This window comes from Fodinibius sp. GM21 (assembly GCF_058386955.1).
The window spans coordinates 25,116-42,227 of the sequence record NZ_JBYEIQ010000004.1 but is presented as its reverse complement, the minus strand read 5'-3'; the positions used below and the strand labels follow the sequence as shown (position 1 = coordinate 42,227).

Below are 17,112 nucleotides of genomic sequence, written 5' to 3'. Positions count from 1 at the left end.
TCGTCTGTATTACCTGAGATTATATTTATTCTTTAAAAAATCTGAGTATCCTATAACTAAGCCCGGCAGTAACAGACCTGTATAACCATTCCCAATATTGATTATAAAAAGTGCCATCCCGATAACTGCAATACTCCAAAACTCTAACGCATTTTTTTCACTGATGCTAATGTCATCAAAGGAAAGAATTCGGGAAGCTCTTTTTACCACTCGATAAATAATTAGACCGAACAACGAAATACCAATTATACCCCAATCAGCCAAATGTTTTATAATACCCACTGATGGACCAATAACTCCTCCATACCCTATATCGAACCAGCCGTGGTACGCTCCAAAGTACTCTCTTGCATAAATACTTATCATTCCATCCCCTACTCCTGTTATCACTACCCAAGGGTTATCCAATAAAAAAGCTAAGGGCATCGCGTCAATGACCGAAAAAGCCGCCTCGCCTATTATCGGTACCATCAAATAAACCTGATTGGAAAATGCACCAGGATCCTGGCTCAATCCCGTCATTGCTCCAAGCCTGTCAATGCGCTCAAATAATACGCCTCTTATGGCCGGTACAAGAATAATTACCAACACTAAGATTGTTACAACTAGCCCAAAGGAACTGATAACGCTGTAAAATCTACTTTTTTGAGCCCGATATTTTGTAAAAGCGACATATGCCGACACAAACAAACCCAATACAAAGGTAAAATAACCACTCGTTGAGAAGGTGAAGAGCAATAACACCAAGGAGCTATATCCCAGAAACTTAAACCACCTGCTGGTTATGTTATTTCTAAATAGTAAAAAGGGAATCGCAAATAAAAGGATAAAAGAAGCAAGCCCTTTCGGTTCACCAACCAGCGAATTAACACGAATAAATCCGGAACTGAAGGTCACTATAAAATCCCGGCTCATAGAAATACCCCAGTACGGCAACCCCATATAAAAGGCAATAAACTGGTAAATACCTGCACATATTACGATGGAAAAGACTATAAATAAATGTTTTTGAAATTTTATACCATTTTTCTTGGCAAAACGGTATGCATAATAAAAAACGGATACCATTGTAATTAGCGATCCCATCTGAACAATAAAACGCGGTATAGGCTGAGTAATAAGGGCCAAATCATCTGGCAAACTATTGGCAAATGGCACGGCAAAAAATAGTGATATAAAAGAGGCTACAGCCACATAGGTGATGAAGTTCCCGATACCAATTTTGGGAAATGAAGGTAACTCCAGTTTTATAAGTATCCGAAATGCAAACAGCCCTAATAATATTAGTTCAATAATTTTCTTAAAATTTCCGCCAAACAAAGAAACGGGTATCTGAAAATAATAAAAGGGAGCCAGATATATATAAGAGAAAAGGAAAAAATTTTCGATTTTGTTTAAAGTCATAATCTTTCGAGTAACTTGGAGGAAAGTAAAAAAATAATTTATCTATTTATTACAAGTTTAGTTAGCAAGCTAATACCTCCTCATAAACATTTATAGTCTCCTTGGCACATTTCACCCACGAAAAACAATTTAGATGCTTAACACCTTTTTCTATTAGCTCGTTTTTATAGGATAAAGAATATAAAACCTTCTCAAGGGAAGAACGAATAGAATCTAAATCTTCAGGTTCGAATAGTTCGGCAGCTTTACCTGCAACTTCGGGTATTGAACTTTTATTACTAGCTATAACGGGACAATTATGCGCCATTGCTTCGAGTATTGGCATCCCAAATCCTTCATATAATGAAGGAAATACAAACGCGCTCGCATTACTATACAGTTTTCCTAACAGTTGATCATTTCCACTCATTTGTTTGACCTTTTCTAGAATGTCCAAGTCTTTTAACAATTCTTTTTCTCTTGATGAAAAGTTACTACCTCCAAATGCAATAACTTCAAAATCATTTTTTAACATGCTTGAACTAGCATAGGCTTTGACAAACTTTTCAAAATTTTTGTACCCCTTCCTATTTCCCACATATAATAAAAAAGGCGAATCAAAAAACTGTGTATTGTCAAATTCTGTATCAGTTTTTGAGGAAAATCTCTCAAATCCATGATGAACAACACTGACTTTTACTTCGGGCACATTATATAACTCAATTAAATCAGCCTTCGTATTATGGGAAACACAAATTACGTGGTCTGCCCTGTTAATAGCTCTTTTTTTATTTTCTATATATTTATTCTCTTTAGATGAATCATCCTGAAATAGTTCAGGAATCATATCATGAACTGTAGTAACAACAGGGATACTATCGGATATAAACTGATCATTTAGGTAAAATGTCTCATGCAAAATATCGGGCTGCCAATTAGCCATTTTGTATTTTGCAAACCATTTGTTTATTGTCCCAATAGTTATATTCATATAGTCTGGATAATTCCATACGAAATCGAAATTATCATTGTTAATCTCTTGTAAATAATAATTTTTATGTAACGTTGTAAGAATTTGTGCTTGCCAACCAATACTATTTAGATTCTCTGATAACCTTGTAATATATCTTGAGATACCCCCATACTTCTGGAACGTAAATATTTGATGGTCAAAAGCAATTTTCATATTAGTAATTTGGCAAATCTTGGACTTTAATAACGTTTCCAGTTTCCAAATTATAGAGAGGCATTTCTTTAATTTCTTTTAAGCGTTCCTTACCCCTTTTAAAGTTCAAGTTTCCTTCCGAATTCCTAGACTCTCTTACATTTGTCTGATCAAAGTTACTGTTTGCATCTTTAACTAAATTGGGAATTAAAGATTCTGCCAAATCTTTTTTTACGAAAAAAGCATTGATACTATTCAATGAACTACCTACGTAAACATATCCTCGATTTACTAATAATCTATTAAAAGCTTTTAGATTTGCGCCAAAATACAAATTGCTATAATGGTATTTATTCCTTTCGAAATCTTCTTCGTAAGGAATAGTCACTGGGATACTGTTGCCAAAAATAGAATTATATTCGCAAATAATTATAGCTGGATCGATGGATTTAATCTGTTTCAGCACCCAATAATCAACACCATCAATATCTATGCTCAATAAACCAATTTCTTTATTTATCCCTAATTCATCCAACTTCTTTTTTAAGAAGTCGTCTATATTTTCCTTTGTAATAAATTTTTCGATTGCGATGAGGTCATATTTCCAATAATATCTTGAGCTTTTGATTGTACTGACGTTCTTTTCATCTCCATCAATGACTATCCCCCCCCAATTATTATTCATCATTAAGAATCTAGTATTCGACTCCCGATAATCCTCCACTCCAAATTCTATGAAATATTTATTTTCAATAGGTAATTTTTTTATCAGATATTGAATAATCCCATCTTCATCCCATTGAGAAAAAACTGAGTACCCTATTTCTGACAAGTTTTCAGCTTTGATTTTCCTTTGCATCCAGCTCATCTGCTTACCCAACAATTTCTGGCATGTCTCATCTTTTTTGACAAGTTTTTTAAAATATTTATTCAAATAACGTTTGATCATATTGAATTCTTAAGTTCTGATTCTTTCCATATTTCTAAATCTTTGTCCAATAACTTTTCTAAATTCTCAATATCCTTCGAAAAAAATCTTCCATAAAGTTCCTGTCTAAAGCTAGACATTAACGGTTCAGTAGAGGTCTTTCCTTTTCTTACAATTTCTTTTTTGAGGTTTCGTAAATTTTCCAAAACTCCAATTTTCTTGAGAGCTGGTTTCAAGAACTTTGGTACTTCTAAGTAATTAAACTCCCTAAATATTTTATTACTATATAAAAATCCTTGATTATGTTTTTTTCTTTAAAAGTAATACTATCAAGTCCCATTTTTTCAATAATTTTGTTTGCAATATTACTTATTCCATTACTCTTTTCTAAAATAAATACACTAGTATTTTCAAAACTATTTACGAATGATTTTACTTTTCTATAATAAAGGCTAGCTCTTATATAATGGAATGTCCAAGCATATCCCTCACTTATTCTATCCTTCTCTAGCTTAATGGCTTGTTTAAAACTTTTATTTTCACTTCCTACTCGAACATTGTGCAAATAATGAGAATATGCTCGATCGACTGGATTTCTTAGGATAATGAATATAAATACGTTTTTATCTAAATATTGCTTGATGTTTGGAATGCTCTTTTCAGCATAATAAAGATAGTCGGTAGATAAATCTCCTTTAAATTTTTCACTCTGCCCCTCAAACAGTTTTTCATATTCCTCAATGCTATTTATAGTATTATTTTGAAAAGCTGCACTTCGACCACCTTTAAAATTACCCGGCATTTCTGAAAAAAACCGACATTCCTTTCTTTCAGGTATGAAAATTTCAGGATGTTGCTTCAAATAATTAAACAATGATGTTGTACCTGACTTTGCAGTACCAACTACTAAAAAATTAGGTTTAATATAATCTGACATCGAAATCTATGAAAGTTTGTTGACTCCCTACTGTTTGCCAATTATGTAAATAACATCCTTTAGACTATATGAATAGCAAGCAAAAACAGGTTATTACTTTAATCTAATTTGCTATAAAAATTGTATTAGCATGAACTTTACCAACTTTTTTATAACCGAGACAATATAGATACTCCTTCATCCAGTTATTTGGAGGAACTGTTTCAAGAATTAAAATTGGTTTACAACGCTCGATAGTAGTAAGACCTCCTAATAATGCAAATTTCTCATAACCTTCCACATCTAGATGTAAAACGGAAATTGATCTATCTTCTGGAATAATATCATCTATTTTCTTTATAGGTACTTCAACTGCCTGTTTATTATTATTGACAAATCTACTTGCTCCACCCAGTGATTTACCAGAATCATTATATATTTGCAAAAAGGCATCTCTTTTTTCATTACCTAAGCCTACATTTTTGATATTGACATTGGAAATCGAATTAATTTCGAGAGTTATTTTAGCACATTTATAATTTTCTGGATTTGGTTCAAATGCCCATATTTTTGACTTACACCCCTTAGATAATCCAGGCAAAAAATCACCAAAAAATGTTCCAGCATGTATAATATCACCACCTCTACAATTTTCAATTATAAATGCAATTGTATCTGGTTCAAAGACTTCTCCATTAAAAATCTTTTGGGCCGCTGGCCTATGGCGTGATGATAGTGGAACACAATAACCCCCGTATTGATTATAAGCTATTGCACATTTTAACAGATCTTCATGACTACTTTTACTCAGATCATATAATGGTCTTTCTAACTATTTTGAAGTATTTATATAGGCCTTAATCTTTTTTAACATTTTAAAAATAGACCTAGGAAGATTTTTTTTAATTATTTTCATTATAAGATTGCTTTTTTACTCTTCATGCTTTTATCAACTGTCAGCCAATATATTTACTGTAACCTTTTTTCAGCATTTCTATTTCAAATTTATCCAATTGCCAATACATGTATACAGGTAAAAAGCTTATTGAAAGCAGAGAAATGAATATTCTGTAATTTTCAAAAGGGAAACACAATAAAAAAGTTATAAAAACTACTATTAGAATAACGAGATTCTCTTTTCGTAATACCTTGAGACCGTATAAACTTCTTATCTCTATTATTTGCATTAAATTCCTTACTAATCCTGCTATTAAGGTACCTATAGCAGCACCTGCCAATCCATACCTCAAAATGAAGAAATAGTTAAGAACTATATTTAAAACGAAATATACTAAGGTATTATACAGTTCAATTTTGTGTCCATCAGCCATCTGTAAAAGTGCTCCCGTTGGACCAATTATCGTTCCTAAAGAGTATAAAAATGATAAAAGTATCAGAACCTGGTATGAAACCTCGTTTGAATATTCTGCTCCAAATAATGTTAGAATCCAAGCTCCAAACCCAGCAAAAATCAATGCAACGAAAGCATTTACACCACCTACCCATTTTGAGATAAAAAGATAGGTATCATTTAATTCATCAAACTCATTATTTCTATATGCCTGAGATGCAATAGGAAAAAATATGGATACCAGTGACCCATGAAAGGTACTCATAATTAATGCCAGCGTTGAAACAACAGTATAAATACCAACATCTGAACTTGTGGATAACCATCCCAACATTAAGCGATCTGTTTGTTGATTCAAGAAATAGCTAAAACCAACAAAAACAAGGGGGATTGAATAAGCCGCTACTTTTTTCACATCACTTTTTGTAGGTAAACTGGGTGTAATGTTAATTTTCTTAACACATCTTAGTGCATACAACAAAGCAACAACAGTAGCTAATATTCCTGCTAGAGCAGCAACTACAGCATTTTGAATCCAGATAAATACAAGTAACAAGAATCCTATCTTACAAACACTACGGGTCGTTCTACTTATAATAATTTGTTTTATGCGCTCTTGTGCTTGTAATACAGCATTAAGGATGCTGTATAGAATCCTTAATGCTACACCGATAGATAAAACTTTTAACACTACTGCTAATCTGGGTTCATCAAATATATCAGTTGCGATATATCCCGATGCTGTAAAGAAGAGCACTGAAAAAAGTGTGGCGAAAAAAGTAGCAAACAGAAGAATACTGCCAAACAAATACTCCCTGCGATTCTCCCCTTCTCCGGATAAATACCGTTGTATTGTATTGGGCAAACCAAATTTTCCAAAGTTTGTAGCTATCCCTATTACCGATAATCCCAGAGATAATACACCAAACTCAGCTGGGCCCAAGACTCTACTGGCAATAACGATAAAAAGAAACCCCAAACCTTGGGTAACCACATTGGAAAAGAGAAATCCAGCACCTCCTTTTAACGTACGCTTTTTTTGGTCAGACAATTTTTAAGTCCGTATCTACTTTTGCTTTAAAATATTCCAATGTTTTCTTCAGTCCTTGTTTTCGATCATATTCGGGCTCCCAACCCAGCACTTTTTTCGCTCGACTTATATCCGGTTGGCGAACCTGGGGATCGTCCTTTGGCAGCTCTTCAAAAGTAATTTCGCTATCAGAACCAGTCAGCTCAATAATCTCTTTCGCAAACTCCAGGATCGTAATTTCATCGGGGTTCCCGATATTTACCGGCTCTACATAATCCGATTGTGAAAGTCGCCAAATCCCTTCCACAAGATCATCCACATACATGAAGGAGCGTGTTTGGGAACCGTCTCCATAGACCGTAAGCGGGTTTCCATTCAGTGCCTGTCGCATAAAGGTTGGCAGGGCACGTCCATCATGCAGCCGCATCCGTGACCCATAGGTATTAAAAATTCGCACTATTCTTGTCTCTACCCCGTGGTAACGGTGATAGGCCATGGCCATCGCCTCTGCAAAGCGTTTGGCCTCGTCGTACACCCCGCGGTCGCCTATAGGATTGACGTTGCCCCAGTAATCTTCGCTCTGGGGATGAGTAACCGGGTCGCCATAAACCTCGCTGGTGGATGCCAACAAAAAGCGGGCGTTTTTTTCTTTGGCCAGCCCAAGTGCTTTATGCGTACCCAGTGAACCTACCTTGAGGGTTTGTATAGGCATTTCCAGGTAATCTATGGGCGATGCCGGGGAAGCGAAATGGAGGATCAGATCCAGTTCTCCACCCACGTGAATATAATGGGTAACATCGTGGTTGATGAATTCAAAATTCTCATTCCCAAAAAGATGAGCAATATTATCGGCATTACCGGTACTAAGATTATCCATACATATAACCTCATACCCTTCTTCGATGTATCGGTCACAGAGATGTGAACCGAGGAACCCCGCTCCTCCTGTAATTAATACTCTCATTTTCTATTATTGCTTAAAAGATTAATTTAATTTCTTTTAGTAATCCTTCTAATAGTAGATCCTGAAACAAGTTCAGGATGACATAAAAGTTTATACTTTCATTCTCGGGACAATTGGGAAACGTTATTCAATATCTGCTTTATCAACGACTCCATGACCATTCATCAATTTCTTAAAATCACCTTCAACCATATCCTTCACTAAGTCATTAATCAAGAATTCAGGCTCCCAACCTAACTGTTCCTTTGCTTTTGATGCATCCCCCAACAATGTTTCCACTTCCGTCGGGCGAAAATACTGTGGGTCAACTTTAATTAGGACTTCGTCCATTGTTAGTTGTAGGTTTGAAGGGGAAAGATTTGTCACTTTTTCAAATTGTTCTTTATCAATTTTAACCACCTTCCCTTTTTCGTTGGGACCTTCCCCTTCCCATTGCAATTCAATACCAAGATGACTAAAAGCCATCTCGCAAAAGGCACGAACCGAAGTCGTTTCACTGGTCGCCAACACAAAATCTTCTGGTTCTTCCTGTTGCAGCATAAGCCACATACCACGTACGTAGTCTTTAGCATGTCCCCAGTCGCGTTCGGCATTTAAGTTCCCAAGAAACAGTTTATCCTGCTCTCCTGTTGCAATACGCACTGCCGCCCTGGTAATTTTTCGCGTAACAAAGGTTTCACCCCGTCTGGGTGATTCGTGGTTAAAAAGAATGCCGTTGACAGCAAACATGTCGTACGCTTCGCGGTAGTTGCGGGTAATCCAATAGGCATAAAGCTTGGCAGCGGCATAGGGTGATCGAGGATAAAAGGGAGTATCTTCATTCTGTGGTGTTTCCTGCACTTTGCCGTACAATTCAGATGTAGAAGCCTGGTAAAATTTCGTTTTGTTTTCCATACCTAATATGCGAATGGCCTCCAGCATCCTGAGTACTCCCATGGCATCGACGTCGGCGGTGTATTCCGGTGATTCAAAAGAAACCCCTACATGACTCTGGGCGGCAAGATTATAAATTTCATCGGGCTGGGTTTCCTGAATGATTCGTGTCAGGTTACTGGAGTCGGTCATATCTCCATAGTGCAAATAAAAGGGCAATCCCTCATAGTGGGGGTCGTGGTAGAGGTGATCCACGCGGTCGGTCTTGATGAGGCTTGCGCGTCGCTTAATGCCGTGTACTTCGTAGCCTTTGTCAAGTAATAGCTCTGCCAGGTAGGAGCCGTCCTGTCCGGTCACTCCCGTTATTAATGCTGTTTTTTGTCTTGATGCACTCACGATGTGTATATTATTTAAAATTCTATTTCCTTTCCGCCTTTTGGTTTACTGTATGTTCATTTTTTATGACTAAAAAACGAACCAAAAAAGTCCCGGGGGAATCGTAGATTTTGTTCTGATTAAAGCACAAAACCGGGGATTGCTATTCTACATTAATCATTATCATAATATTATCTTTCCCGCGATTCGCCCCGGACCCCAGGGTTTAATAACCGGCCTAAGAATTTTGTGCAGAGGCCAAAAGATGCGTTTTTGCATTTTATACCGATGCGTAAATTCATATCCATTCCATTAGATCAAGGATCATTTAAATGCATGCATCTTGCAGGCCGAAGCCGAATTCAAAATTCTAAGTCTTGATTTTTTAGACCCTTTTTTATCAAGAAAAAAGGTGCATCACCAACACTTTTGGGTCATTTTTTCTTGATTGAAAAAATGAACACTTCATTAATCTTTAAAAGAACATACATTCATAAATTAGAGGGATAGACATCATCCCCCATAGCCCCCTTCTAACTTCATTTACTGCTTTTCAAGCTGAAATTGCCACAAGGGGGACATTCAAGATTTTATTTCTACTTCCTTAATCTTATCCAAATTATCCAAAAACCAATCGTAGGTAGCTTTGATACCATCTTCCAGCTCGATATTGTACGTCCAGCCGGCCTCCGTCATGCGGCTTACATCCATCAACTTTCGGGTCGTACCGTCGGGTTTGGAGGTATCCCAGTTAATATCACCATTGTGTCCTACAATATCTTGTATCAATAAAGCCAGATCTTTAATTGTAATATCCTTACCGGTTCCTACATTATACAGATCATGCTCCATTTCATTATTAAGGGTAAAAAATACCGCATCGGCTACATCATCCACATGCAGAAATTCACGCATGGGTGAGCCCGTGCCCCACAAAGGTACAGGGCTGTGTCCGTTTTGTTTCGCTTCATGAAACTTGCGTATCATCGCAGGTAACACGTGGGAAGTTTCCAGGTCAAAATTGTCATTAGGTCCATACAGGTTGGTGGGCATCAGCGATACGTAGTCACGATCGTACTGTCGGCGCAGAGCATCCACCATCTTCACTCCGGCAATCTTGGCTATAGCATACCATTGATTGGTTGTCTCCAACGGTCCAGCAAGTAGTGAATCTTCACTCATCGGCTGATCGGCATGCTTGGGATAAATGCAGGAACTTCCCAGGAAGATCAGCTTGTCTACTTCCTGCTGGTGAGCAGAAGAGATGATGTTGTTCTGAATCTCCAGGTTTTCATACAAAAACTGCCAGGGATATTCATTATTAGCCATGATACCGCCAACCCGGGCCGCAGCATCGACAACTACATCAGGTTGTTGTGCTTCAAAGAATTGTTTTACTGCCTGCTGATTTCGCAAGTCAAGCTCAGAGCTTGTTTTATAGATGAGGTTTTCATAGCCCTCTTGTTCCAGCTTGCGCTTCACGGCTGATCCCACCATTCCGCGGTGACCGGCAATATAGATTTTTGAATCTTTATTTAACATCTCTTGGTTATATCAAATGGTCAAAATGGATACTCTTAAACAGATGAGTCTATTACATTAAACAAGGTTAAAGGCGATCGATAATTAGAATACTCGTTGCCACCGTTGACACGATGGGACCAATAACACGCATATAATCCACAAAGGAAGGTCGGCGCTTAACCTGTAAGGCCACCACTTGATTATTTTCGAGATTAAAAGTCCGCATACCATCCGGTAAAGGTTCATTTAATCGATACTTAAAACTGGTTATCTCTTCCATTCCGGTTTTTACGTTGTACTCCGATATATTGACCTCAATTCTCATTTTGGACCAATCCAATTGCGTTTGCTGATCACTGATAGTACGAGGGCCAAAACTGTAAGAAATGAGTTCGGGCAATGTTGTATTCCGGGGTACTAAATATCGGCCGGGACTTCCAACATCACCCCACACATTTAAGGTATCGGCCAGTTGTCCGGGTTCGGCCACACGGATAATGCGTTCACCCAAGCGGAACTGCTGACCCGGTATTTGTTGATTTTGGGCTTGACCATCGGAGATAACTAATCCTATAAGAAGAAAAATGCCTGCAATTACAATCCTGAAAAAAGCTTTAGCGTCCATATCCCTATAATCGAATAAAAATTGATGACGATGTTGACCTGTGATTAACAGGCCTCAAGGTAATGAAAATGTATTGTTTTATGAACCTGAAATGAGAATCGTATTGGTGTTCTCAAAGCGTCTCTATACTATTCTTGCTCATAGCTTATCATCTTGATTTTACAACTCACTAAGGGTAATGGTTGGAATGGTTAGTTTCAAGTTGGTTTTAGATAAGTTTTAAGTGTTAAGTTAAAAATTTTAAGTTTCTCAGATTTACGATTGGTATCTAAGTTTGTGGTTTTGAATGTTGAAGGTTAGATGTTGAATGTTGGATTGGGGACAGCTGACCGGGGACTAAGGACGGTGGTTTTGGTTTCAGAATGCAAGTTATAGGATACAAGTGGCAGGATGCATGTGGTAAGATTCAAGGTACAGGTGCCAGGGTGGATTAACCCTGCTCCGTAGAATCCCCCCATCCATCGGGATGGCCAGTAATTAAATATTCATTTTTGTGTCCAAAGGTTGTGGTGTTCATTTTGGCTTGCCCTGGTGGAATCCTCCGAAATTCGGAGGGCCACTACGTGGCATTCCACGGGGCTTGATCCAAAACGAACCAAAAAATCAAGACTGAGAATTGTGAACCCTGCTCTGGCCTTTGGGTGCGACCATTTCAATGGTCCTTATTCTATTGTACCTATTTCTAAGATATCACCGGTATGAAATGCTTTTGCGCACCCTGACAGGCCTTCGCTTACAATTCTTAGGTCCTGTTTAAAACCGTAACGTGGATACTGGTATTAAATCCCTCCATATTTATAGAGAAGAAACTCCGCCTGCTCTAAATAGCTTCTGGATCTACGCATAGATGGCGTAGCAATTGTCTTGCAATAATTGCCCATCCTTTTTAGTTTCATATAGAAACCATAACGAAACTAATGTCACATGCCCAGTATCACCGTAAAAAACATTCCGGAAGAAATTTATGATCGCGTCCGCGAGCAGGCGAATGCTCACCATCGTAGTATCAACAGTGAAATTATTGCCTGTTTAGAACAAACCGTCAAACCCCAACAGGTTTCTACTGACGATATCCTACAAGAAGCACGTCGATTGCGTAAAAAAGCGAAAGGGAGTCTGTCTTCTGAAGAAATTGAATCTGCCATTAATCAAGGGCGTCCATGATCGTTGTTGATACGAATATTCTTGCTCACTTTTGGCTTCCATCAGATGCAACAGATCTTTGTGACAAGCTCTATCAAAAGGATCCTCAATGGATGGCTCCTACCCTTTGGCAAAGTGAATTTCGAAATGTGATAACACAATATTTAAGAAAAGAGCTAATTGACTTGTCCGAGGCTTTGCTAATTATGGAAAAGGCTGAACTTCAAATGAAAGATCACCAATTTCAGGTTAATTCGGTACAAGTACTTCAGCATGTAAGCCAATCAGCCTGTTCCTCTTATGATTGTGAATTTGTGAGTTTAGCAAAAGATCTTGATCTCGACTTAATTACTTTGGACAAGCAGCTAATCCGAGAGTTTCCAGATTTAGCCAAGCACCCGAAGAATTTAATCGAATCATAAACTTCGGTTCTGTTATGTTAGCGCAGATCATTTTATATTACTTAAGTAGGATGTTCCTTTTACCTTGATGCAACCATAAATATCAAGCTCCTCCGTGGAATCCTCCGATTTATCGGAGGGTCACAATGTGACATTCCACTGGACGGGCTTAGAATTGTGTTCGAATTATAAAAAATGGGGTATTCCTTCTTCTATGTAACTCCTGATTAGAAAGATATGGACAATATCTCCTTTGATTTGTAAGTTGATTTTGTAAAAGCGTACAAAATAATCTGTTGTCATCATGTATTGGGCTGACTCAAGCATTCTATTGGGGACCATTCTTCTCATCATTGCAGGTTGCAATAACCTCTCGGGACCGGAAAATGAATCGGATCTACTCTCTATCGATGAGGGTATCACTTTTTCGGTAATTGAAACCCATGACCAAGCTAATGCCATGAATACTCCGGTAGAGCCCCATGTTGAGCTCCAAATGAAAACCGAGGATATCTATCCATGCATGAACTACCGGATCGTTTCAGAGCTTTCCTCAACCTCTTCGGCTAAGCAAATCGTTATTGACGGGATAAAAGATCAAACGGTATGCCTTACGGCGCTGGGACCGGCTCAAAATGGGTTCACGCTGGATGTAGAACCCGGTACATATAACCTTAGCTTTTCGTACCAAAGTCAGCGTTTCACCTATCAGCTGGCGGTGGATGAGTCTTCACTACAGGTAACCGGTGATACGAGCTTATTTGTATCACCCGAGATAGAAACATTCTTGCGGTATCCCGAACATTCGTTTGCCTTCCTGTGTCAGTCAACCGAAGATACCCGCTGGATGTGCAATGATTTTGAGCAGATGCTTAATGATTCGCTGGACCTTACCTCTTTTGCCTTTCCCGATGAAGGCGCTATCCCCTATCCCACCAAAGAAAATGATTACGATATAGCCAGTTATTACGATTATCCCGAGGAATCAGTTTTTCAAAAGGCGGGTGACATGCTGGAAGCTTATTCCGACAGCGTAGTAAGCCAACAGGAAGGCGCCTACTTATCGATCATCAACTGGAAGAACCGGGGATTTCGGTCCTGGACGGATACGGGAGAATAGCTTACTATACTGTTTCTTCCCTAAAATCATTCCGCTTAAAATAAACCAACCTACTTGCAGAATTTGTGCCCCGACTATAATTTAATGAAAGATTACCAATGACTGATTAGTGGCCAAAGAATGAAATATATTCTGAAAAAATATTACCTGTTTTTGCTCATCTTGCTGTTCCTCCCGGCAGCTTTGTTGTTGGGATATGAGGAGCGATCCCATGCCGAAAGACCAAATATCATTGTCCTGTTTACCGATGATTTGGGCTACGGGGATCTAAGCAGTTATGGCAGTCCCACTATCCGCACCCCACATATCGATTCGCTTGCGGATCAGGGCATGCGATTCACCTCATATCTTACCGGGTCGCTATGCGTGCCTTCCCGGACGCAGCTGATGACCGGACTTTATTTGCCGCGTGTTGGGTATGGCGGACGAACGGGAGTCGGAGGAAAAGGTGGCTTGCCTGATAGTGTAATCACCCTGGCTGAAGGGCTCAAAGAAGCCGGATATCACACAGGGATGGCGGGAAAATGGCACCTCGGATATCAAAAGAAGAAATACTTACCCACCGGGCAGGGATTTGACTCGTGGCTGGGCCTCCCCTATTCCCACGATTATCAACCTCCCTGGTATCCCACTACCGAACCTTTACGCATGTACCGAAATGATGACGTGATAGATGGGCCGGTTACCCTCGATTCATTAACGGTCCGCTACACCAAGGAAGCCACGCGCTTTATCAATGAGCATAGTAATAACAAACAGCCGTTTTTCTTTTACCTGGCGTATAATATGCCGCACCTGCCCATTCGTACCACGTCCGCATTTCGGGGACGCTCAGAGGCCGGACTGTACGGGGATGTGGTTCAAACTATTGACTGGAGCGTGGGACAAATTCTTAAAACGCTTGACGAGCAGGGCATATCCGAAAATACGCTCATATTTTTTGCATCCGATAACGGACCGTGGAAAACCCTGCCCCGGCGTATGCTTAAAGCTGGTGTTAGTCCGCGGCACCAGGGATCGACAGGCTCGCTTCGGGGCTCCAAACGCACGACCTACGAAGGTGGGACGCGCGTGCCGGGTATCATTCGATGGCCCAACCAGATTCCGGCGGGTCAGGTGTCCTCACAATTGGCCGCTACGCCGGACATGTACCGAACCCTTATGGAAATTGGAGGTGCTCAGCTCCCCCATTATCCCCTGGATGGGTACGACCTGATGCCATGGCTGAGCGGGCAACACACAAACTCGCCTCGCAATCAATACGCCTATTTTCTGTATGGCAAGTTAGAGGCTATGGTTGTAGGAGACTGGAAACTGCGGACCGCTTCTAAAAATACGCAGCTTTTTAACCTCAAAACCGATCCGGAAGAGCGCTTTAATCGGGCCAAAGATTTTCCGAAGATTGTCAGGCAAATACGTAGCAGAATGCAACGGATGGCCAAAGAGGTGGGCGTGCCGTTGGCCCAGTCGGAAAAGCAGTAGAAACTGATCATTTATTTGGTTTCAACAATTGGAGGTAACGTTTCTGAATGAAGCTCCCTAGGTATTCTTTAGTTGAAATGGATGGAGCTTAATCAATAATGAATATTCATTTTTTGTGAGCAAATAACATGTTCCATTTTTGAAACGATCCAAAAACGGAACCCAAAAACATCGCCGGCTGGTAATTTTGCGGTTGCATCGACCTGCAAGATCCATGCATTTTAATGATCCTTTTTCTGATGAAAACAGAAAATAATTAGTCATCGGTATAAAATGCATAACCGTATCTTTTGGTCTGATGCGCAAAATTCGTAATGCCGGTACTTTAAAACCCTGAAGGTAATATATGTATTCTGCTTGTTATCCCGTCATAACGAATTGCGGGTGGAAAACGAGGGCGTAAAGGATAATTTTGTACCGGTGCCGTAAAAGATAACAAATACCTACTGTGATGGACCATCAAAATTATCCAGCCTGAGGTTTGGAACAGTTTCGCAATTTTCAGGCGGCGACTTTTACTACGTTTTTTGGTCGTTCAAAAAACGTAAAGAAAGTATCAAAGAGGTACCTCCATTTTGGGGATAAAGTGACGTTCCCATTCATTGTTTTGACCTACTATTTTTGGGGTTCATTTTGCCGTGCCCCGAGCTTTGGGGGCTTGTTGCAATGTAGGGTCCATTTTTTGTCACCAAAAAATAGACGAAAAAAGTGTCGGGGGAATCGTAGATGTTGGTCTTGTTTAAATTGATATCTTATTCATTGCTCTAAATCGGTTGTTGCCTTTCTTATAGGCTTTCCCGCGATTCGCCCCGAACCCCCTTTGTTCTTCGCTCACAATTCCTAGGTCCTGTTTTAAAATCCATAGGTGGATAAGGTAAAAGGAACATCCCAATTTATTTTGGAGAATTCCACAAAAGCAAGCCAAAAGGCGGAACCCTAGGATGCTTTTTTGGGTCGCTCAAAAAAGGCAAAGAAATCATCAAAGGGGTACTTCCATTTGAGGAATAAAGTGACACTTCTGTTCATTCTTAAAGAAAGAATTAAACCTTTTGAACCTCTTTCTCATACTTCCCTTCCCAGGCTTCCTGATTCTTTTTCGCATCCTGAATGTATGAGGATCGCTTGATCAAACTTAACAACACATCATTGAGAACATTGCCGGGAAATTTAAGCGGGCGAAGAATATCCATAAACAAGACGACGCGAATTTCATCGGAGGTATTCCAGGCTTCATGCAGGTAAGTATCATCAAACAGCAAGCTTTTGCCCTCTTCCCAATGACGTGTTTCCCCATCTACTTTGATGCCGCACTGGCTGATAGGCTTCGGAATTTTAACCCCTAGGTGATAACGGATAAAGCCTTTGTACAATCCTCGATGCTCAGGGATATGTTTGCCGGGCGCCAAAATGGAAAAGAAGGCGGTTTTCATATCCGGTATCTGCTCAATAAGCTTGGTGGTCTTCGGGCAGCGGGCGCAATTTTGTTCGGCCTTGTATCCAAAGCCATACAAAAAATACGTCTTCCACTTATCGTCGGTGGTAATGGATTTCTGATCCGTAGAAATCTGCTGGAAGTTGGGGACCTGATCCAAATGCTCAAGAATCTGATCCAGCTCGGCCCGTATGGTGGCGTGATTGTTTTCCAGCTCTGTGGTCCAGTCAAAGAGATCCGAATCAAAATAGGGCGTGTTGGGCACCTCGGAAGTTTTTGCGATCAGTTTTTCCAAGGTCCAAAGCAGTTTGCCCCCAAGGTCTTTCGAAAGTTTGCGTTTTGTTGCTCTCAGATTCATAGCTGGTGATTTATTAATTATTATCCCTTACCTACACTTGCT

General features: G+C 39.5%; 15 protein-coding genes. 4 read left to right on the top strand and 11 right to left on the bottom strand.

Annotated elements, in window-relative coordinates:
- Positions 1-9: 9 nt before the first annotated feature.
- From ACT3IB_RS10515 to ACT3IB_RS10470, 10 genes are all read right to left on the bottom strand, one after another.
- Entirely contained in the window at positions 10-1,404 is a 1,395-nt protein-coding gene (locus ACT3IB_RS10515) for a hypothetical protein (protein ID WP_491538970.1), read from the bottom strand.
- A gap of 61 nt (positions 1,405-1,465) precedes the next feature.
- On the bottom strand, positions 1,466-2,569 hold the full coding sequence (locus tag ACT3IB_RS10510; protein WP_491538969.1) for a glycosyltransferase family 4 protein: 1,104 nt from the start codon (positions 2,567-2,569) through the stop codon (positions 1,466-1,468).
- A 1-nt stretch (position 2,570) separates the two neighbouring features.
- Positions 2,571-3,497 carry an FkbM family methyltransferase gene (locus ACT3IB_RS10505; protein WP_491538968.1) on the bottom strand — a complete coding sequence of 309 codons (927 nt, stop codon included), beginning with the start codon at positions 3,495-3,497 and terminating at the stop codon, positions 2,571-2,573.
- Between the two features lie 229 nt (positions 3,498-3,726).
- Entirely contained in the window at positions 3,727-4,413 is a 687-nt protein-coding gene (locus ACT3IB_RS10500) for a sulfotransferase (protein ID WP_491538967.1), read from the bottom strand.
- Positions 4,414-4,516: 103 nt separating this feature from the next.
- A complete protein-coding gene (locus tag ACT3IB_RS10495; RefSeq protein WP_491539445.1) occupies positions 4,517-5,023 on the bottom strand; it encodes an FkbM family methyltransferase in 507 nt (168 codons plus the stop codon).
- Between the two features lie 325 nt (positions 5,024-5,348).
- A complete protein-coding gene (locus tag ACT3IB_RS10490) occupies positions 5,349-6,794 on the bottom strand; it encodes a flippase (RefSeq protein WP_491538966.1) in 1,446 nt (481 codons plus the stop codon).
- On the bottom strand, positions 6,787-7,737 hold the full coding sequence (locus tag ACT3IB_RS10485) for a UDP-glucuronic acid decarboxylase family protein (RefSeq protein ID WP_491538965.1): 951 nt from the start codon (positions 7,735-7,737) through the stop codon (positions 6,787-6,789). The genes ACT3IB_RS10490 and ACT3IB_RS10485 overlap by 8 nt, the downstream gene beginning before the upstream one ends.
- A gap of 123 nt (positions 7,738-7,860) precedes the next feature.
- Positions 7,861-9,006, bottom strand: a complete 1,146-nt coding sequence (gmd, locus tag ACT3IB_RS10480; protein WP_491538964.1) for a GDP-mannose 4,6-dehydratase — start codon at positions 9,004-9,006, stop codon at positions 7,861-7,863.
- A gap of 561 nt (positions 9,007-9,567) precedes the next feature.
- Positions 9,568-10,527 (bottom strand): GDP-L-fucose synthase family protein, encoded by a 960-nt coding sequence (locus ACT3IB_RS10475; protein ID WP_491538963.1) that lies wholly within the window; start codon positions 10,525-10,527, stop codon positions 9,568-9,570.
- A 67-nt stretch (positions 10,528-10,594) separates the two neighbouring features.
- Positions 10,595-11,134: a hypothetical protein gene (locus ACT3IB_RS10470; protein ID WP_491538962.1), complete on the bottom strand. Its 540-nt coding sequence runs from the start codon at positions 11,132-11,134 to the stop codon at positions 10,595-10,597.
- A gap of 924 nt (positions 11,135-12,058) precedes the next feature.
- On the opposite strand from ACT3IB_RS10470, the gene ACT3IB_RS10465 reads away from it, so the two are divergent.
- The 4 genes from ACT3IB_RS10465 to ACT3IB_RS10450 all read left to right on the top strand — a co-directional run bounded on the left by ACT3IB_RS10465 (position 12,059) and on the right by ACT3IB_RS10450 (position 15,280).
- Entirely contained in the window at positions 12,059-12,298 is a 240-nt protein-coding gene (locus tag ACT3IB_RS10465) for a FitA-like ribbon-helix-helix domain-containing protein (protein WP_395261959.1), read from the top strand.
- The gene (locus tag ACT3IB_RS10460) at positions 12,295-12,699 is read left to right on the top strand and encodes a type II toxin-antitoxin system VapC family toxin (protein ID WP_491538961.1); all 405 of its coding nucleotides are present in this window, start codon (positions 12,295-12,297) and stop codon (positions 12,697-12,699) included. The genes ACT3IB_RS10465 and ACT3IB_RS10460 overlap by 4 nt, the downstream gene beginning before the upstream one ends.
- A 283-nt stretch (positions 12,700-12,982) precedes the next feature.
- Complete coding sequence (locus tag ACT3IB_RS10455; RefSeq protein ID WP_491538960.1) at positions 12,983-13,798, top strand: hypothetical protein; 816 nt, start codon at positions 12,983-12,985, stop codon at positions 13,796-13,798.
- A 120-nt stretch (positions 13,799-13,918) separates the two neighbouring features.
- Positions 13,919-15,280, top strand: coding sequence for a sulfatase-like hydrolase/transferase (locus ACT3IB_RS10450; RefSeq protein ID WP_491538959.1), 1,362 nt, complete (start codon positions 13,919-13,921; stop codon positions 15,278-15,280).
- A 1,040-nt stretch (positions 15,281-16,320) separates the two neighbouring features.
- Here ACT3IB_RS10450 and ACT3IB_RS10445 read toward each other — a convergent pair.
- Positions 16,321-17,070: an aspartyl/asparaginyl beta-hydroxylase domain-containing protein gene (locus ACT3IB_RS10445; protein WP_491538958.1), complete on the bottom strand. Its 750-nt coding sequence runs from the start codon at positions 17,068-17,070 to the stop codon at positions 16,321-16,323.
- Positions 17,071-17,112 lie beyond the last annotated feature (42 nt).